18 protein-coding genes are annotated in these 17,602 nt (G+C 74.2%); 9 read left to right on the top strand and 9 right to left on the bottom strand.

Annotation, left to right across the window (positions count from 1 at the left end; translation table 11 throughout):
• Positions 1 to 28: 28 nt before the first annotated feature.
• Complete coding sequence (locus ACIPW5_RS11685) at positions 29 to 667, top strand: hypothetical protein (protein WP_401243594.1); 639 nt, start codon at positions 29 to 31, stop codon at positions 665 to 667.
• Positions 668 to 701: 34 nt separating this feature from the next.
• Entirely contained in the window at positions 702 to 1,106 is a 405-nt protein-coding gene (locus tag ACIPW5_RS11680; RefSeq protein ID WP_401243592.1) for a hypothetical protein, read from the top strand.
• Positions 1,107 to 1,128: 22 nt separating this feature from the next.
• On the opposite strand, the gene ACIPW5_RS11675 is transcribed toward ACIPW5_RS11680, so the two are convergent.
• The 6 genes from ACIPW5_RS11675 to ACIPW5_RS11650 form a co-directional block, all read right to left on the bottom strand.
• A complete protein-coding gene (locus ACIPW5_RS11675) occupies positions 1,129 to 1,608 on the bottom strand; it encodes a hypothetical protein (RefSeq protein ID WP_401243590.1) in 480 nt (159 codons plus the stop codon).
• A gap of 23 nt (positions 1,609 to 1,631) precedes the next feature.
• The gene (locus tag ACIPW5_RS11670) at positions 1,632 to 2,642 is read right to left on the bottom strand and encodes an LLM class F420-dependent oxidoreductase (protein WP_401243589.1); all 1,011 of its coding nucleotides are present in this window, start codon (positions 2,640 to 2,642) and stop codon (positions 1,632 to 1,634) included.
• A 153-nt stretch (positions 2,643 to 2,795) separates the two neighbouring features.
• Positions 2,796 to 3,587, bottom strand: coding sequence for a hypothetical protein (locus ACIPW5_RS11665; protein WP_401243587.1), 792 nt, complete (start codon positions 3,585 to 3,587; stop codon positions 2,796 to 2,798).
• A 117-nt stretch (positions 3,588 to 3,704) separates the two neighbouring features.
• On the bottom strand, positions 3,705 to 4,688 hold the full coding sequence (locus ACIPW5_RS11660; RefSeq protein WP_401243585.1) for an N-acetylmuramoyl-L-alanine amidase: 984 nt from the start codon (positions 4,686 to 4,688) through the stop codon (positions 3,705 to 3,707).
• 159 nt (positions 4,689 to 4,847) lie between these two features.
• A complete protein-coding gene (locus tag ACIPW5_RS11655) occupies positions 4,848 to 5,495 on the bottom strand; it encodes a class I SAM-dependent methyltransferase (protein WP_401243584.1) in 648 nt (215 codons plus the stop codon).
• Positions 5,496 to 5,587: 92 nt separating this feature from the next.
• Positions 5,588 to 6,016 carry a DUF3224 domain-containing protein gene (locus ACIPW5_RS11650; RefSeq protein WP_401243582.1) on the bottom strand — a complete coding sequence of 143 codons (429 nt, stop codon included), beginning with the start codon at positions 6,014 to 6,016 and terminating at the stop codon, positions 5,588 to 5,590.
• A gap of 102 nt (positions 6,017 to 6,118) precedes the next feature.
• Between ACIPW5_RS11650 and ACIPW5_RS11645 the strand changes: the two genes are divergently transcribed.
• Positions 6,119 to 7,123, top strand: coding sequence for a helix-turn-helix transcriptional regulator (locus tag ACIPW5_RS11645; RefSeq protein ID WP_401243581.1), 1,005 nt, complete (start codon positions 6,119 to 6,121; stop codon positions 7,121 to 7,123).
• A 158-nt stretch (positions 7,124 to 7,281) separates the two neighbouring features.
• On the opposite strand, the gene ACIPW5_RS11640 is transcribed toward ACIPW5_RS11645, so the two are convergent.
• Positions 7,282 to 7,623: a hypothetical protein gene (locus tag ACIPW5_RS11640; RefSeq protein WP_401243579.1), complete on the bottom strand. Its 342-nt coding sequence runs from the start codon at positions 7,621 to 7,623 to the stop codon at positions 7,282 to 7,284.
• A gap of 100 nt (positions 7,624 to 7,723) precedes the next feature.
• Here ACIPW5_RS11640 and ACIPW5_RS11635 point away from each other — a divergent pair, with 100 nt between their 5' ends.
• Together ACIPW5_RS11635 and ACIPW5_RS11630 are read left to right on the top strand one after the other, a co-directional pair.
• Entirely contained in the window at positions 7,724 to 9,853 is a 2,130-nt protein-coding gene (locus ACIPW5_RS11635) for an acyl-CoA dehydrogenase (protein ID WP_401243578.1), read from the top strand.
• 46 nt (positions 9,854 to 9,899) lie between these two features.
• Positions 9,900 to 11,084: a lipid-transfer protein gene (locus ACIPW5_RS11630; RefSeq protein ID WP_401243576.1), complete on the top strand. Its 1,185-nt coding sequence runs from the start codon at positions 9,900 to 9,902 to the stop codon at positions 11,082 to 11,084.
• 97 nt (positions 11,085 to 11,181) lie between these two features.
• Here the strand turns inward: ACIPW5_RS11630 and ACIPW5_RS11625 are convergent, their stop codons facing one another.
• Entirely contained in the window at positions 11,182 to 12,450 is a 1,269-nt protein-coding gene (locus tag ACIPW5_RS11625; RefSeq protein WP_401243575.1) for an amidohydrolase family protein, read from the bottom strand.
• Between the two features lie 213 nt (positions 12,451 to 12,663).
• On the opposite strand from ACIPW5_RS11625, the gene ACIPW5_RS11620 reads away from it, so the two are divergent.
• Positions 12,664 to 13,968: a cytochrome P450 gene (locus ACIPW5_RS11620; protein ID WP_401243573.1), complete on the top strand. Its 1,305-nt coding sequence runs from the start codon at positions 12,664 to 12,666 to the stop codon at positions 13,966 to 13,968.
• 74 nt (positions 13,969 to 14,042) lie between these two features.
• Here ACIPW5_RS11620 and ACIPW5_RS11615 read toward each other — a convergent pair whose 3' ends face one another.
• Complete coding sequence (locus ACIPW5_RS11615) at positions 14,043 to 14,402, bottom strand: DNA-binding response regulator (protein WP_401243857.1); 360 nt, start codon at positions 14,400 to 14,402, stop codon at positions 14,043 to 14,045.
• Positions 14,403 to 14,650: 248 nt separating this feature from the next.
• Here ACIPW5_RS11615 and ACIPW5_RS11610 point away from each other — a divergent pair, with 248 nt between their 5' ends.
• From ACIPW5_RS11610 to ACIPW5_RS11600, 3 genes are read left to right on the top strand one after another with little or no spacing between them, the layout of a single operon-like run.
• Positions 14,651 to 15,523 (top strand): MaoC/PaaZ C-terminal domain-containing protein, encoded by an 873-nt coding sequence (locus ACIPW5_RS11610; protein ID WP_401243571.1) that lies wholly within the window; start codon positions 14,651 to 14,653, stop codon positions 15,521 to 15,523.
• Positions 15,524 to 15,545: 22 nt separating this feature from the next.
• Positions 15,546 to 16,622 (top strand): Zn-dependent alcohol dehydrogenase, encoded by a 1,077-nt coding sequence (locus ACIPW5_RS11605; RefSeq protein WP_401243570.1) that lies wholly within the window; start codon positions 15,546 to 15,548, stop codon positions 16,620 to 16,622.
• Between the two features lie 37 nt (positions 16,623 to 16,659).
• Positions 16,660 to 17,601: a 3-oxoacyl-ACP reductase gene (locus tag ACIPW5_RS11600; RefSeq protein WP_401243568.1), complete on the top strand. Its 942-nt coding sequence runs from the start codon at positions 16,660 to 16,662 to the stop codon at positions 17,599 to 17,601.
• The last annotated feature ends 1 nt before the right edge of the window (position 17,602 follow it).

Here is a 17,602-nt window from a genome sequence, read left to right as displayed (position 1 = left end):
GGGGACACCTCAGTCCCCGGAGGCAACCGTGGCCGTACCCGCAACCGTCCGTATCCGTCGAGCCCTCACCGCGGTGGTGCTGTCCACCGCGCTGCTGGCCGGTGCCACCGCGTGCGGCAGCGGCGGCGACCGGGGGCAGCGGGAGGAGGTCTCCTCGGCCTCCGCCCGGGAGCTGGCGGTCCTGGCCGTGGCGGAGCCGGACGCGGCCGCGGCCGACGAGCTGGCCGCCGCGACGCCCTCGCCGACCACCCCGGCCGAGAAGCAGAAGTTCGCCAAGACCCGGTTCGTCGCCAACGCCGGGCTCGCGGCCGGGGCGACGTACCAGTGGATCGTCAAGCCGTACCGCGAGGGCAAGTTCAAGAAGGGAGCGAAGGGGCGTACGTTCGCGCTGATCAAGGCCGGTCTGGCGGGTGCCTTCGCGTACAACCGGCTGAAGGCGGCCGCGGAGAACGCCAAGGGCGACCCGCTGCTGTCGAAGGCGATGGGTCCGCTGACGGCGGGCATCGAGTCCCTCAAGGGGCTGGGCACCAAGCTCCGCAAGGGCGAGGCGGGCGATGCCGACATCGACGCCTTCAACAACGTCATCAACGGAGTCAAGGAAGCCGGCAAGAACGCGGGCGCCGTGGTCAAGGACCAGGTGCCGAGCACCTCGCAGCTGACCGGCTGAGGCCCCGGGCCCCCCGCCTGTTTGAATGGCCGGTGTGATCGAGTTCCTGTTCTTCGCCCTCGTGGCGGGCGGCCTGGGCTGGCTGCTGCGGCGCAAGCACCGTCAGCGGACCGCGGCCGGCAGCCCCGCCGGGATCCCGGGCATGGCCCGGACCCCGGCGGGCGCGGGCCGCTGGCGTCCCGGCCGGCTGTACGCGGACCCGGGCGCCGCCCGCTGGCAGCCCGGGCGGGGTCCGGCCGTTTCCCTGGCCGGCGCCCGGGCCACCGCCGTGCGGATGCCCTCCGTACGGGAGGGCATCTCCATCAACCCGGGCTCGCGGATCGTGGCCTGCGCCCTGGAGGGCGGGGGGACGATGGAGATCGCCGTGATGCCGCTGGACCTGCGCGGGCTCCTCGAAGCCGTGCCGCAGGAGGCGGACCAGGCGGGCCGGGCGGACTGACCGGACGGACTGACGGAACGGACTAGACCGGGTCGGGCATGGGGTACCAGTCGGTCCAGCTGCCGTCGTGGTGGCGGGTCTTCACGAACCGCCAGCCGTCGTTGCCCTCGACGGAGAGGCTGAACTGCCAGGGGTCGCCGCCGCTGAACCGGTCGATGACGACGATGGTGCTCCGGGCGGTGCCGCCCATGGAGGACCAGTGGGTCCAGTCGCCGTCGGAGTCGGTCCACCGGGTCCACACGGCGTTGTCCGTGCCGACCAGGAACTGCTGCTTCCCGCCGTCGGGCAGCTTGTGCTTGGTCACCCCGTACTGGCAGATGTAGATGCCGCCGCCACCGGCCTTGCAGTGGTCGGCGGCCTCGGCCGGTGCGGCGGCCAGGGCCAGGCCCGCGACGGTGGCGGCCGCGAGGACGCCCGCCTTGATCCGGTTGGTGCTGATGACTGTTCCCCTTTGGTGGAGCTGTGCGTCGGTGGTCGTGCACCATGCTCCGACCTGGCGCAAACGCTTCGCTAACGTGACGGTGTTCAGCCGTTCAGCTCCGCCAGCACCCGCAGGGTGTGCGGGTCCGGGGCCGTGACCAGCAGGTCGGTCACGGGCCCCTTGCGCCACAGTTCCAGCCGCTCCGCGATCCGCTCGCGGGGGCCGACGAGGGAGATCTCGTCCGCGAACGCGTCCGGGACGGCGAGCACCGCCTCCTGCCTGCGTCCGGCCAGGAACAGTTCCTGGACCCGCCGGGCCTCGGCCTCGTAGCCCATGCGCGCCATCAGGTCGGCGTGGAAGTTGCGGGCCGCGTGGCCCATCCCGCCGATGTAGAAGCCGAGCATCGCCTTGACCGGGAGCAGCCCCTCGGCGACGTCGTCGCAGACCGCGGCGCGGGCCATCGGGGCGATCATGAACCCGTCGGGGAGGCCGGCCAGCGAGGCCTGGTAGACGTCGGTGCGGGTGGGGGACCAGTACAGGGGGAGCCAGCCGTCCGCGATGCGGGTGGTCTGGGCGATGTTCTTCGGGCCCTCCGCGCCGAGCAGCAGCGGGAGGTCGGCGCGCAGCGGGTGGGTGATGGGCTTGAGGGGCTTGCCGGTGCCGGTGCCGTCCTCGCCGCGGTAGGGGTGGCTGTGGAAGCGGCCGTCGAGGGTGACGGGGGCCTCGCGGCGCAGCACCTGCCGTACGACGTCCACGTACTCCCGGGTCGCGGTGAGCGGGCTCGCGGGGAACGGGCGCCCGTACCAGCCCTCCACCACCTGGGGTCCGGAGAGGCCGAGGCCGAGCATCATCCGGCCGCCGGAGAGGTGGTCGAGGGTGAGGGCGTGCATGGCGGTGGCGGTGGGGGTGCGGGCGGCCATCTGGGCGATGGCGGTGCCCAGCCGGATGCGGGAGGTGTGGGCGGCGATCCAGGTGAGCGGGGTGAAGGCGTCGGAGCCCCAGGCCTCGGCGGTCCACACCGAGTCGTAGCCGAGGCGTTCGGCCTCGGTGGCGAGGTCGAGGTGGGCGGGGCTGGGCCCGCGGCCCCAGTAGCCGAGTGCGAGTCCGAGGCGCATGTACGGTCCCCTCCGCGAGCCTGTCTGACGGTGCGTCAGCTGACGTCTGGCGACTGTAGGGCACGGGCGCCCCGCCGGGAAGTGCGGCGGGAACGCGGCGGCCCCCCGCCCGGGTCGGGGCGGGGGGCCGTGGGCCGTGGCGCGGGGCCGGGGTCAGCCGCGCTGGATGCCGGAGGTGTCGTTCAGGACGCCGCGGCGGCCGTCCGGGGTCTGCGCGACCAGCGCCGACGGGCCCCGCTGGTCCACCGCGAGGTACCAGGTGCCGGGGGCCAGCTCCGCGATCGGGGCGGGCGAGCCGTCCTCGCCGTAGAGGGGCCGGGCCACCGGCACCGCGAACCAGAACGGCGTGAAGTCCGCGGCCGGGGTCGGCGCCGGGCCCTGCGGGCCGGGGGCCGGGGTGCCGCCGTACGGCGGGACCGGCTGCGGCGTGGTGCCGTAGCCCTGCGGCTGCTGCTGCCCGGGGTAGCCGTACCCGCCGCCGGGCTGGCCGCCGTACGGCTGGGGGGCGGCGGGCCGCGGCTCCGGCACCAGCGGGCCGGCCAGCGCGGGGATCTTCGCGCCGGCGACGGCCATGCCCGCCAGGGCGGCGTTGGCGAGGAAGGCGATGATGCTGCCCGCGCCCAGGTCGACCCTGGCCGGGCTGGTGATCAGCGACCACAGGGCGGCCCAGGCCGCCGCCACGGCCAGCACGGTGCCCCACGCCGTCAGGGTCAGGCTCCCGAGCTTGCGGCCCTCGGGCTGGAAGCGGGATCCGATCAGCAGGCCGGCGGCGATGAAGCCCGTCAGGAAGACCGTGGGGAGCGCCAGCCCGTAGACGTCGGTGTCCCACGCACTCGGGAGGTCCAGGCCGGTGGCGGAGTAGAAATCGAGGAACGAGGCGATGAACAGCAGTACCGCTGCTCCGATCACCACGCCGTCACCTCGTGTGAGGGAGCGGATGTTCACGTCTGGGGGTGTCCTTCTCGGTCTTGGCTGGGGCGGAGCGGGCGCCCCCATGGTACGGAGCTTCGCACGGCCGAGAGGATCGGGGCGGCGAGCCGCCCCGGGACGCCTACCCGTGGACTACCCGCCCAGGAAGCCGGTGATGCCGTCCGCGATGCCCTGTGCGGCCTTCTGCCGCCACTGCGGATCCATCAGCTGCGCCGCGTCCTTGGCGTCGCGCATGTTGCCGCATTCGAGGAACACCTTCGGCCGGGTCGAGAGGTTGAGCCCGCCCAGGTCGTCGCGGACCACCAATCCGGTTCCGCTGCCGAGGTAGTTGGCGGGGGAGGAGCCGGTGGTGCGGCCGAAGTTGCTCGCGATGCGCTCACCGAGGTCCCGGGAGGGGCCGACGATCTTCGAGGTGTCCGCCGCGCCGCCCTTGACCCGGGCCGGGAGGATGACGTGGAAGCCCCGGTTGCCGGAGGAGGCGCCGTCGGCGTGTACGGAGACCACGGCGTCGGCCGCCGCCTCGTTCCCGATCCGGGCCCGCTCGTTGATGCAGGGGCCCCAGGGGCGGTCGGCCTCGTGGGTGAAGACCACCTTGGCGCCCTTGGCCTCCAGCAGGGCGCGCGCCCGGCGGGAGACGTCGAGGGAGAACTCCGCTTCCATGTAACCGGAGTTGGTGGTGGTGCCGGTGGTGTCGCACTCCTTGCGATTGGTGCCGATGTCCACCAGCTTGTTGATCTCGGCGGAGTGCTGGAAGTTGCCCGTGTTGTGGCCGGGGTCGATGACCACGGTCCGGCCGGCCAGCGGGCCCTTCGCGGGGGCGGGGGCCGGGGCGGCCGGGGCGGCCGGGCTCGCGGCCGTGCCCGGGGCCGGGGTCGGGGAGGTGCTGGACTTGGCGTCCGACCCCGCCGTCGTATGCGAGGCGGTCAGCGGCATGCCCTCGGGCGGCCGCCCGCCGGACTCGGAGCCGGTCAGGACCTGGGTCAGTACCCAGCCCGCCAGGCAGGTGGGGGCGAGCGCCGCCAGTGCCACCGTGAGGGCGGGCCGGCGCGCGAACCAGGGCCGGTCCGGGCTGATCGAGGACCGGGACTCGGGGAGCGGGGTGTCGTCGTAGCGCACGTCGCGATGCTAGAACGCCCGCCCGGGCCCCGTACGGACCATGGGCCATCCGGGGGCGTGGTGCGATTGTCTTCTTATGGCCCCGGGGTGAGCGCCGGGGCGGGACGCCTCGTGGCCGAGGAGCCCCGCCGGGCCGCCGGCCCCGCCGGCCGAGGGGTACTAGATGCCCGCGCCGGTGCGCCGCAGGACGCGGAGGGAGTCCGTCACCGAGACCTCCTCGAAGGCGCCCGAGGCCAGGGCGCGCAGGTAGATCCGGTACGGGGCCTGGCCGCCGTCGGCCGGGTCCGGGAACACGTCGTGGATCACGAGGGTGCCGCCCTCGGCGACGTGCGGGGCCCAGCCCTCGTAGTCGCCGGTGGCGTGCTCGTCGGTGTGGCCGCCGTCGATGAAGACGAAGCCGAGCTTGCCGCCCCAGGCGGCGGCGACCTGCGGGGACCGGCCGACGATCGCGATGACGTGCTCCTCCAGACCGGCCCGGTGCAGGGTGCGGCGGAAGGTCGGCAGGGTGTCCATCAGCCCGATCTCCGGGTCCACGACGGTCGGGTCGTGGTACTCCCAGCCGGGCTGCTGCTCCTCGCTGCCGCGGTGGTGGTCGACCGTGATCGCGGGCACGCCCGCCTCGCGGGCCGCGTCGGCCAGCAGGATCGTGGAACGCCCGCAGTACGTGCCGACCTCCAGCAGCGGCAGCCCGAGGGCCGCGGCCCCGGCGGCCGCCCCGTACAGGGCGAGGCCCTCGCGGACGGGCATGAACCCCTTGGCGGCCTCGAAAGCGGCGAGGGTCTCCGGCTTGGGGGCGGCGGCTGCCATGGGTGTTCCTCCGGCGGTGAGCGGGTGTGGCGGCCCATGGTGCCCTACTGCCCGGTAGGGCACCATGCCGGGGTCCGCGCCGTCCGGGCGGCTCAGTCCAGGACGTACTCGAACGTGTAGGGGACGGACGGTTCGCCGTGCCGGGCCAGGAAGCTCCCGGTGCCGCGCAGGCCGGTCAGTTCGCCCGTGCCGGAGCCGGGGACGACCTCGAAGGAACAGCGGGTGGTGCCGTCCTCGTGGAAGGTGCCGCGCTCCGCCAGGGCGAAGCCGCCCGCGCGGCCGTCGAGGGTGCCCGCGAGCAGTTCCGTGCCGGAGTAGGAGCCGGTCGTCTCCGTCAGGTACGCGATCGTGTAGGCGCAGACCGTCCCGGCGGCCTCGATGCCGCCGGAGAAGGTGTTGGAGACGGTGGCCTGCGCGAGCCGGGGCGCGGCGGAGGCCGTCCCGGCGGGGCGCTCCTCCCAGTCGGCGAAGGAGAAGTGGCCGGTGGCGGTGCGCGTCGGGGTCGGCGCGGGTGTGGGCATGGGGGTCCTTCCGGTGGCGGCGCGGGGCCTTCCCCCGTGCTGTGACCAGGCTGGACGGCATACCTGACACCTCTTGTCAGGTACCGCGGCCACAATGGGCCCATGCGCGCCGACCGGCTCCTCTCCCTGCTCCTGCTGCTCCAGAACCGCGGCCGGATGACCGCCCCGGAGCTGGCGGCGGAGCTGGAGGTGTCGGTCCGCACGGTGTACCGGGACGTCGAGGCGCTGGGCGCGTCCGGCGTCCCCGTACGGGCCGACCGGGGGCCCGCCGGCGGGTACCGGCTGATGGACGGCTACCGCACGCGGCTGACCGGGCTCACCGACGCCGAGGCGGCCTCGCTGGTCCTGGCCGGGGCGCCGGGGCCCGCGCGGGAGCTGGGGCTGGGCGCGGTGCTGGCCACCGCGCAGCTGAAGCTCCAGGCCGCGCTGCCGGCCGGACCGGCGGACCGGGCCCGGCTGGTGCGGGACCGCTTCCACCTGGACGCGCCCGCCTGGTTCCGGGACGCCGACCCGGTGCCGCACCTGGCCGCGGTGGCGGCGGCGGTGTGGGAGCAGCGCGCGGTGCGGGTGGAGTACCGGCGCTGGTCGGGCGAGCTCCGGCGGCGGGAGCTGCACCCGCTGGGCGTCGTCCTCAAGGGCGGCATCTGGTACCTGGCGGCGGCGCCGGCGGGCGAGGGCGTACGCACCTACCGGGTGTCGCGGCTGCTGTCGGTGGAGGAGACGGGGGAGGGCTTCGAGCGGCCGGCCGGCTTCGGGCTGGCGGCCTACTGGGAGGAGTCCTCCCGCCGGCTGGAGGCGGCGCTGCGGCAGGGGGTGGCCCGGCTGCGGCTCTCGCCGCGTGCGCAGCGGCTGCTGCCGATGCAGTTCGGGGCGCCGGGGGCGCGGGCGCTGGAGGCGGCCGGGCCGCCGGACGCGGACGGCTGGGCGGAGGTGGAGCTGCCGGTGGAGTCGCAGGCCGTCGCGGTGGGGGACCTGCTCCGGCTGGGCGCGGAGGCGGAGGTGCTCGGCCCGCCGGAACTGCGGGCCGCGGTGGCCGGTGCGGTGGCCGCGCTGGCGGCCCGGTACGCGACCCCCGGGCCTGCGTCGGGAGCCGCGGGCCTGCCGTGACCCCTCCGGGCCCCGCTCCCGGTCCCGGCCTCCCGGCCCCGGCCTGGCACCCGGCCCGGTTCCCGGGCCTCGCTCCGGCCCGGCTTCCGGCTCCGGCCCGGTTCCCGGGCCTGGATCCCGGTTTCCGGCCGCGGCCCCGGGCCCGGCGCCCCGGCCCCTCAGGCCCCGCCGGGGGGCCCGAGGCGGCGGGGGTTGCTTGTGCCGCAGCTCAGGCAGACCAGCCAGTCGCGCAGTTCGCCGGTGTCCGTCTCCCAGGGCTCGCCGACCGCGTTGGAGTCCTCCTCGCCGCAGAAGGGGCAGGTCCCCTCGTCGCCCTCCAGGAGGCGCATCGGGTGCAGCGGCAGGTCCGGCCCCCGGCGGTGGCCGAGCCAGCCGCAGCCGGTGCACCGCCACCACTGTTCGGGCCTCGGGGACGGCGGTGCGCCGCCCCACCGGTTGCGGCGGTACGTGACGCTCAGCGCCGTCAGCGCGCTCCCGCAGCGCGGGCAGTCGGGGCTCATGGCGACAGCCCACCGCACCCCGGCCCGCGCCGCAAGGCCGTTCCGAGAAGACCGTTGTCTGACCTTCCGTCGGATTGAAACGTGTTCTAGTCTGCCGCGCATGGGCATCGGAATCACGCAAGAGCAGCGGGAGTTGGCCGACGCCGTGCGCGGCTGGGTGGCGCGGGCCGTACCGCCCGAGGAGGTGCGCAAGCTGCTCGACGCCCCGCCGCAGGCGGGTGCGCGGCCCGGCTACTGGGACGGGCTGGCCGCATCCGGACTGCTGGCGCCGCACCTGGAGGGCGGGACCCTGCTGGACCTGGCCGTCGTGGTGGAGGAGGCCGCCCGGGCGGCGCTGCCCGGGCCCTTCCTGCCGAGCGCGCTGGCCTCCGTACTCCTGGACCGGGCGGGGGCCGAACCGCTCGGCGGGCGGGTCGGGGCCGTCGCCCTCGGGGCGGGCGGGGTCACCGCCGTCGCCGCCCCCGGCGGCTGGCGGCTGGACGGGGTCGCACCGCCCGTGCTCGGCGCCGGCGAGGCCGACCTCGTGGTGCTGGCCGCCGCGACGGAGGGCGGGACCCGCTGGTACGCCGTGGACGCCGCCGAGCTGGAGATCCGCACCCACGAGAGCGCCGACCCCACCCGCCCCACCGCCGAGGTCCGCGCGCGGGCCCTCACGCTCCCGCCCGGCCGGCTGCTGGAGCTGGACGCCGCGCTCGTCCGGGACCTGGCCTGCGTGCTGTTCGCCGCCGATGCCTGCGGCACCGCCGCCTGGGCGCTGGGCACCGCCGCCGAGTACGCGAAGACCCGGGAGCAGTTCGGCAGCCCCATCGGCCGCTTCCAGGGCGTCAAGCACCTGTGCGCCGACATGCTGGTCCGCCTCGAACAGGCCCGCGCCCTCGCCTGGGACGCGGCCAACAGCGCGGACGGGGAACCCGCCGCCCGCTCGCTCGTCGCGGCCCTCGCCGCCGCCACCGCCCTCGACGCCGCCTGGACCTGCGCCAAGGACTGCATTCAGATCCTCGGCGGCATCGGCTTCACCTGGGAGCACGACGCCCACCTCCACCTGCGCCGCGCCCTCGTCGCCCGCCAGCTCCTCGGCCCCGGCGACGGCCACCGGATCCGCGCCGCGGGCCTCGCCGCGGCCGGCGCCCGGCGCGAGCTGCGCCTCGAACTGCCGCCGGAGGCCGAGGCCCACCGGGCGGCCGCCCGCGCCGCCATCGGGGCCGCGCGCGGCCTCGACCCGGCCGCCGCCCGCCGCGCCCTGGCCCCCACCGGCTACACCGCCCCCTACCTCCCGCCGCCGTACGGACGCGGCGCCGGACCCGTCGAACAGCTCGTCGTCCAGCAGGAGCTGGCGGCGGCCGGGGTCAGGATCGCCGACCTCGGCATCGCCACCTGGGTCCTGCCCTCCCTGATCGCCTTCGGGACCGACGAGCAGCGCGCCGCCCACGTCCTGCCGGCCCTGCGCGGGGACACCACCTGGTGCCAGCTCTTCTCCGAACCGGGCGCCGGCTCCGACCTGGCCTCCCTGCGGACCCGCGCCGAGCGGACCGCCGACGGCTCCTGGAAGGTCAACGGACAGAAGGTGTGGACGAGTTCCGCGCACACCGCCGACTTCGGGATCCTGCTGGCCCGCACCGACCCGGCCGCGCCCAAGCACAAGGGGCTCGGCTACTTCGTCGTCGACATGAAGAACACCCCCGGCATCGAGATCCGCCCGCTGAAGGAGATCACCGGCGAGGCCCTCTTCAACGAGGTCTGGTTCGAGGACGCCGTCCTCCCGGCCGACGCCCTCGTCGGAGCGGCCGACGGCGGCTGGAAGGTCGCCCGCAACACCCTCGGCAACGAACGCGTCCACATGGCCGACCAGATGACCTTCGGCACCGGCCTGGAGGCGCTCATTGCCCGCTCCGCCGGACTCGACGACTCCTGCCGCGCCCGCATCGGCGCGCTCGCCGCCGAGGCGCACGCGCTCGCCTGCATCGGACTGCGGACCACCCTCCAGCAGGTGTCCGGACTGGAACCCGGCGCGGGTGCATCCGTACGCAAGCTCGTGCAGACCCCCCACCAGCAGCGCACCGCCGAACTGGCCCTCGAACTGCTCGGCCCGGCGGGCGCGGTGCGCGAGGGCGCGGGGGAGCGGGCGGTGCACGGGATGCTCATGTCCCGCTGCCTGACCATCGCCGGGGGCACCACGCAGGTTCAGCTCAACGTCGTCGCCGAGCGGATCCTCGGCCTCCCCAGGGACTGAACGGCCAACGGACCGGTGCCAGGACTAGGACTAGGAGTCGGAGCAGATGAAGTCGTACATCGTGGGCGTCGGCATGACGAAGTTCGAGAAGCCGGAGTCACGGGACTGGCAGTACTGGGACATGGTCAGGGAGGCCGGCGCCGCCGCCCTCGCCGACGCGGGCGTGGACTACGGGCTCGTCGAGCAGGTGCCCGTGGGCTACTGCTTCCAGGCCTCCACCGCCGGCCAGCGCGCCGCGTACGAGCTGGGCCTGACCGGCGTACCCGTCTACAACGTCAACAACAACTGCGCGACGGGCTCCACGGCCCTGATGATGGCCCGGCAGTTCGTCCAGGGCGGCCTGGCCGACTGCGTGCTCGCCGTCGGCTTCGAGAAGATGAAGCGCGGCGCGCTGGGCGGCGGGGCGGACGGGGGCGACTTCAAGACCTCGCCGGTGGCCCGGCACTACGGGATCATGGCGGCCGCGCACGGCTTCGAGATGTCCCCGCCCACCGCGCAGATCTTCGGGAACGCCGCCCGCGAGCACATGCAGCGCTACGGGACCACGCCCGCGCAGCTGGCGGCGGTCGGGGCCAAGAACCACCGGCACTCCGCGAACAACCCGAACGCGCAGTTCCAGGACGTGTACACGGTCGAGGAGGTCCTCGCCGCCAAGACCATCCACGACCCGCTGACCAAGCTCCAGTGTTCGCCCACCTCCGACGGGGCGGCCGCCGCCCTCGTCGTCTCGGAACGGTTCCTCGTCGCGCACGGACTGCACGGCAAGGCCGTCGAGATCGTCGCCCAGGCGATGACCACGGACACGGCCGAGAGCTTCGGCGGCTCCTGCATCGACGTCGTCGGCAAGCCGATGACGGCCGCCGCGGGCCGCCGGGTGTACGAGGACTCCGGGCTCGGCATCGAGGACGTCGACGTCGTCGAACTGCACGACTGCTTCTCCGTCAACGAACTGCTGACCTACGAGGCGCTCGGCATGTGCGCGGACGGGGCCTCCGGCAAGCTCGTGGAGAGCGGCGCGACGACGTACGGCGGGCGGTGGGTGGTCAACCCCTCGGGCGGCCTCATCTCCAAGGGCCACCCGCTCGGGGCGACGGGGCTCGCGCAGGCGGCGGAGCTGGTGTGGCAGCTGCGCGGCGAGGCGGGCGCCCGCCAGGTCCCCGGCGCCCGGGTGGGGCTCGCGCACAACATCGGGCTGGGCGGCGCGGCGGTGGTGACCCTGCTGCGGAAGTAGCTCACGCGGGCGGGGGGGGGGCTTCTGCGGACCGGTCCGGCCCAGGCGGGGCGTGCCGGGCGCAGTGAGCGCGGTCCGGTCCGGTCCACGGGCGCCCCTACGCCGGCACGAGCCGCGGCATCAGGCGCAGCGCGTTCTCCCGGTTGACGGCGCGGCGGAGCGCGGGCGTCAGCGCCGGGTCCGCGGCCAGCGCGGGGACGGCGAGGTCCACGACCACGTCGGCGGGGCAGGCCGGCCAGTCGCTGCCGAACAGGATCCGGGCGGGGTCCACGGTGGCCAGCAGCGTTCCGGCCGGGGACATCGGGCCGGCGGTGTCGTAGTAGAAGCGGTGCAGGTGGTCCCGGACCGCCGCGGGCTCGACCGGCGGGTCGAAGGAGCCCGCGAAGGCCTCCAGCCGGGTCGCGATGTGGGGGAGGAAGCCGCCGCCGTGCGGCAGGATCACCGACAGGTCCGGGAAGCGGTCCAGGGTCCGGTTGCGGATCATGTTGGCGGCGGCGCGGGTGGTGTCGAGGAGGAAGTCGCACAGGAAGTTCGGCACCCCGGGCACCGTCGCCCCGGGCGGCCCCCCGGCTCCGGGCCCGCCGGCCGGCGCGGAGACACGGGGCACTCCCGGGCCTCCCGGCCGCCCGGTTCCCGGCCGTCCGTCTCCCGGCCCTCCGGTTCCCGGTCGGTCGGCTCCGGGCCCCCCGGCCCCCGGCCGCCCGTCCGGTGTCCGGGCGCCGGGCCGGTCCGCGGCCCCTGCGGCCCCCGCCGCACCCGGCCCGCCGCCCGCGGCGTGCGGCCCCCCGGCCCCCGCCGGCGGGCCCGCCGGGAGGTTGTGGGGGTGGGTGTCCACCACCGCAGCCCGCTCGTCCAGTTCGGCGAAGATCCGGTCGTACGAGGGGTCCCCCAGGTACACCCCGCCGTGGTTGGCGGTGACGTTCACCCCGACCGCGCCCAGCTCGTCCAGCCCGTGGCGCAGCGTCCAGGAGGAGACCTCCGGGTCCTCCAGGAAGAGCGGGGCGTGGAAGAAGAACCGGCCCGGGTGCGCCTCGGCGGCCTCCGCCGCCGCCCGCAGCGTCACCGTGACGGCCTCCCGCAGCTGCGCGGAGCTCTCGTACCGCGCGGGCAGCATCGGCTTGAGCACGGCCGTGGCGATCCCGGCCCGGTCCATCAGCGCGAGCGCGGACTCCGCGTCCCAGTGGGCCCACGGCGGCAGCGCCCGGGGGTTCACCAGCCCCCGCGCCTCTCCCCACTCCCGCCATTCCGGGGCGCAGAAGTGGTGGTGGACGTCGATCACGGCCCGGCTGCCGTCGTCCTCCGGGGCCGCGGATTCGGTCGGTGACGCACCACTGGCGGTGAAACCGCCGGCACCGTATTCCGGCATGCGCGCATTCCCTCTCTTCGGGCCGCGGAACGTGCCGCGGAACGTTCGCGGAACGGGATCAGCGCACACCCTAGGGCGGCCCCGGGCCGCCGCCGCCCGGACATTCCCGAGGGGGAGGATTCGGCTCCGAACGGGTCAACGCGGTTTTGCGTTCATTCGGCCCAGGGAAAGGAGCCGACTGTCCATTCCGGGTGATCCGAGAGGCAGGGGCGCGTGACGACTGAACCGACGGTGGCAGTGGGGGACGGTCCCGCCCTCGAAGACGCGGTGGCGGCGGTGACGAAGGGCACCCCGGAATACCGGCAGTGCCCCTATCCGGTCTACCGGTCGCTGCGCGAACAGGCTCCGATCGCCCGGCTGACCCCCGGGCACGGGGTCGACACGTACCTGGTCACCCGGTACGAGGACGCCCACGCCGTCCTCGCCGACCACCGCATCGGCAAGGACATGCACGAGGCCATCGACACCTACCACGCCCTCTTCGGGGAAGCGTGCGAGGCGCTCGACGACAACCTCCTCTTCGCGGACCCGCCCCGGCACACCCGGCTGCGCCACATCGCCAAGACCGCCTTCACCCCGCGCCACGTCAAGGACCTGCGCCCGCACATCCAGGAGCTGGTGGACGGGCTGCTGGACCGGTGCCCGACGGACGAGCCCGTCGACCTGATGGCGGCCTTCGCCCTGCCGCTGCCCGTCATGGTCATCTGCGAGCTGCTCGGCATCGTCGGCGACGAGCGCGTCGAGGTGCTCAGGTGGTTCGCCCAGGTGACCCGTTCGCGCTTCAGCCGGGAGCTGCAGCACGAGCTGGTCGAGGCAGAGCACTGGCTGCGCGACTACTTCACGGACCTGATCCACCGCACCCGCGAGAACCCCACGGACGACTTCCTGAGCGTGCTGGCCGAGACCCCGCACGACGAGGAACCGCTCACGGACGACGAACTCGTCTCGATGATCTGGGTGCTGCTCTTCGCCGGGCACAAGACGACCACCCTCCAGATCGGCAATTGCGTGTACAGCCTGCTGACCCATCCGGAGCAGCTGAAGGCGGTCCAGGAGAACAGGGAACTGCTGCCGCAGGCGATCGAGGAAATGGTCCGGTTCGAGGGATCGGTGGAGACCTCCACCTTCCGTTACGCGCTGGAGGACCTGGAAATCGGCGGGACGCTCATTCCGCGGGGCGCGGTCGTGCAGATCGCGCTCGCCTCCGCGAACCGCGATCCGGAGAAGTTCCCCGAGCCCGACCGGCTCGACGTGACCCGCGAGGGCCTCCAGGGCAACCACCTCGGCTTCGGTTACGGGGCGCACTACTGCCTGGGCGCACCGCTGGCCCGCCTGGAGCTGGAGATCTGCCTGACGTCGCTGCTGGACCGCTTCCCGGACATGGTGCTGGCGATGCCGTCGGCGCACGGCGGGGACTGGCTGAAGGGGCCGTTCCCCGCCTTCCGGGGGCTGGAGCGGCTGCCGGTGGCGCTGGACCCGTCGCGGACGGTCGACGACTGGACGAAGCCGGCGGGCTGAGTACGTACGGCTGCGTCCCGGGGCCCCGCCGCCACAGGCGGGGCCCCGGGACGTCCGCGTGTCCGTACGAGCGCCTACGGGCCCGCGAGCGCGGGGTCGATCACCGTCTCGCCCATGGAGGCCCGGCGCAGGCAGTCCGCCAGGTCCTCGACGGGGCCGTCCCGCAGGACCAGCCCCACCGCGCCCGCCGCCAGGGCCGCCTCCGGCAGGCCGGGGTGGGCGGAGCGGGCGGTGACCAGGACCCGGCACTCGGGATCCTCGGCCAGCAGGGCGGTCACCGCGCCGACCTCCTCCACCAGCGCCACCTCGGGCCGGGCCATCGGCGAGTCCACCACCTCGATGTCCGGTTGGAGGCCGAGCAGCAGCGCGAGGGCCGGGTCCGGCGGCTCCAGCAGGACCCGCAGCGAGCGCGCGGGCCGGTGCGTCACGGGCATTTCGTCCACCGGCGAAGCGTAACCGGCCGGGTCCGGAGCGGGGGGCAACACGCCTCGGCCAAAGGTGATCTGACGTGAAGTCAGGAGTCTTCCCAAGTGCTGGGGCGTGCGTTATACATGCCTTCAGCCGACGCTAGAACGCGTTCTAGAACGCGTCCGGCGCCAGGCTCCGCACACGACCTCGGTGCGGCCGACGGTGCGGACGGCCGTGCCGAGGTCTTCCAAGGAACCGAAGGAGCAGCATCCTCATGCCGATCGATGCCGCGAGGGCACTGGCCGCCGAACCCCGCCGGGGGACCATCGGCTGGGACCACAAGGACATCCAGCTCTACCACCTCGGCCTCGGAGCGGGAGCGTCGCTGCACGGGCAGGACCTGGCGACCGACCCCGACGAACTGCGCTACACCCTGGAGTCCCGGCTTCACGTCCTGCCCAGCTTCGCGACCGTCGCCGGAGCCGGCATGGCCATGATGGGCGGCCTCGCCGCCCCCGGAATCGAGGTCAACCTCGCCCACGTCCTGCACGGCGGCCAGTCCATCGAGCTGCACCGGCCCATCCCCGTCAAGGGCGACGCCACCTCCTCCGCCAAGGTCGCCGCCCTCTACGACAAGGGCAAGGCCGCGGTGATCGTGCTGCGCACCGAGGTCGCGGACGCCGACGGGCCGCTGTGGACCAGCGACGCGCAGATCTTCGTACGCGGCGAGGGCGGCTTCGGCGGTGAGCGCGGCCCCTCCGTCAAGGAGGAGCTGCCCGGACGCGCCCCCGACCGCACCGAGGAACGGCACATCCGCGAGGAGCAGGCGCTGCTCTACCGCCTCTCCGGGGACTGGAACCCGCTCCACGCCGACCCGGAGTTCGCCAAACTGGCCGGCTTCGACAAGCCGATCCTGCACGGCCTCTGCTCGTACGGGATGACCCTCAAGGCCGTCGTCGACACCGTCCTCGACGGGGACGTCTCCCGGGTCCGCGCCTACCGCACGCGCTTCGCCGGGATCGTCTTCCCCGGGGAGACCCTGCGCATCCGGATGTGGCGGGAGGAGGGCCGCGTCCTGGTCTCGGTGACCGCCGCCGAACGGGACGACGCCCCGGTCCTCGCCGACACCGTCGTCGAACACTCGTAGCCACCCACCAAGGAGCCGCACCGTGCGCGCAGCACTGCAGAGCGAGATAGGCCAGGACAAGCTCGAGGTCGTCGACGACATGGAGGCCGTGGGCTTCGGCCCCGGCAAGGTCAGGATCCGCATCAAGGCCACCGGCCTGTGCCACTCCGACCTCTCCGCGATGAGCGGCGTACTGCCGCAGCCCGCCCCCTTCATACCCGGCCACGAGGGCTCCGGAGTGGTCACGGACGTCGGCGACGGGGTCACCTCGCACCGGATCGGCGACCGCGTGCTCGTCTGCTGGCTGCCGCCCTGCGGCCACTGTCCCGCCTGCCGGCGCGGCCAGGGCCACCTGTGCCTGGAGGCCTTCGGGAACGTCGCCACCCCCAACTTCAAGCGGGCGGCCAGTGACGTCTTCGGCTTCGCCGGCACCGGGACCTTCGCCGAGGAGATGGTCGTCCCGGCCGCCTGCGCCGTCCCGATCCCCGACGACCTGCCCTTCGACATCGCCGCGCTGATCGGCTGCGGGGTCACCACCGGACTCGGCGCGGCCATCAACACCGCGAAGGTGGAGGCCGGTTCCTCGGTCGCCGTCATCGGCTGCGGCGGCGTCGGCATCTCCGTCATCCAGGGCGCCAAGGTCCAGGGCGCGGCCCAGATCACCGCCGTCGACCCGGTCGCCTCGCGGCGCGAGGCCGCCCTGCGGTTCGGGGCCACCGAGGCGGTCTCCCCCGAGGAGTTCGCCGACGCCAAGAACCGGATCACGGCCGGCGAGGGCTTCGACTACGTCTTCGAGGTCGTCGGCAAGTCCGCGACCGCGCAGAAGGCGTACGAGATGACCCGCCGCGGCGGCTCCGTCGTCGTGGTCGGCGCGGGCGCCCTCGACGACAACTTCCAGGTCAACATGTTCTCCCTGTTCTTCGACGAGAAGAAGGTCCTCCCGTCGATGTACGGCGGCGGCGACGTGCTCCGCTCCTACGAGCGCACCATCGCGCTGTGGCGGGCCGGCCGGATCGACCTGGAGAACCTGATCACCCACCGGGTGAACCTGGCCGAGATCAACGACGCCCTGGACCAGATGCGGACCGGCGTGGCCCTGCGCACCTGCATCGAACTCTGAGACCCCCGCCCACCGACCGCTGAGAGGAACGCCACGGATGTCACTGCCACTTGAGGGGCTCTCCGCCATCGTCACCGGAGCCGGCCGCGGCCTCGGCCGGGCCGAGGCGCTCGAACTCGCCCGGCTCGGCGCGAGCGTCGTCGTCAACGACTTCGGGCAGAGCGGCCGCGACGGCTCCGGCGAGGCCTCGGCCGCCCCGGCCGAGGAGGTGGCCGAGGAGATCCGCGCGGCGGGCGGCCGGGCGGTGGCGCACCTGGGTGACGTGGCCGACTTCGAGCAGGCCCGCGAACTGGTCGCGCTCGCCGTCTCCTCCTTCGGCAAGCTCGACGTCCTGGTCAACAACGCGGGCATCCTGCGCGACCGGATGGTCTTCTCGATGACCGAGGACGAGTGGGACTCGGTGATCCGGGTCCACCTCAAGGGCCACTTCAACACCACCCACTTCGCCGCCGCGCACTGGCGGGAGCGGTCCAAGGCGGCCGGTGGCCCGGTGTACGGGCGGATCGTCAACACCTCCTCGGAGGCCTTCCTCGGCGGTTCGGCCGGCCAGCCCAACTACGCGGCCGCCAAGGGCGGCATCGTGGGCCTGACCACCTCGACCGCCCTGGCCCTGGCCAAGTACGGGGTGACGGCCAACGCCATCTGCCCGCGCGCCCGCACCCGGATGACCGAGGACGTCTTCGCGGGCTTCCAGGTCCCGGAGGAGGGCAAGCTCGACGCACTCGCCCCCGAGCACGTCTCCCCGCTGGTCGGCTACCTGGCCTCGCCGGCCTCCGCCAAGGCCAACGGGCAGCTCTTCGTCGTGCACGGCGGGATCGTCGTCGTGATGGAACGCCCGCGGGTGGCCGCGAAGTTCGACACGGCCAAGGAGGCCTTCTCCTACGAGGAACTCGACGGGCTCCTCACCCCGCACTACGACTCCCGTCCGGCGAACGAGACCTTCGCGGCGGCCGAGGTCCTGGGCCTCAAGCACGGCTGAG

Origin of the sequence: Streptomyces sp. NPDC090077 (assembly GCF_044747545.1) — a bacterium.
Classification (GTDB): Bacteria; Actinomycetota; Actinomycetes; order Streptomycetales; family Streptomycetaceae; genus Streptomyces.
This window is presented reverse-complemented; position numbering and strand designations above follow the sequence as displayed.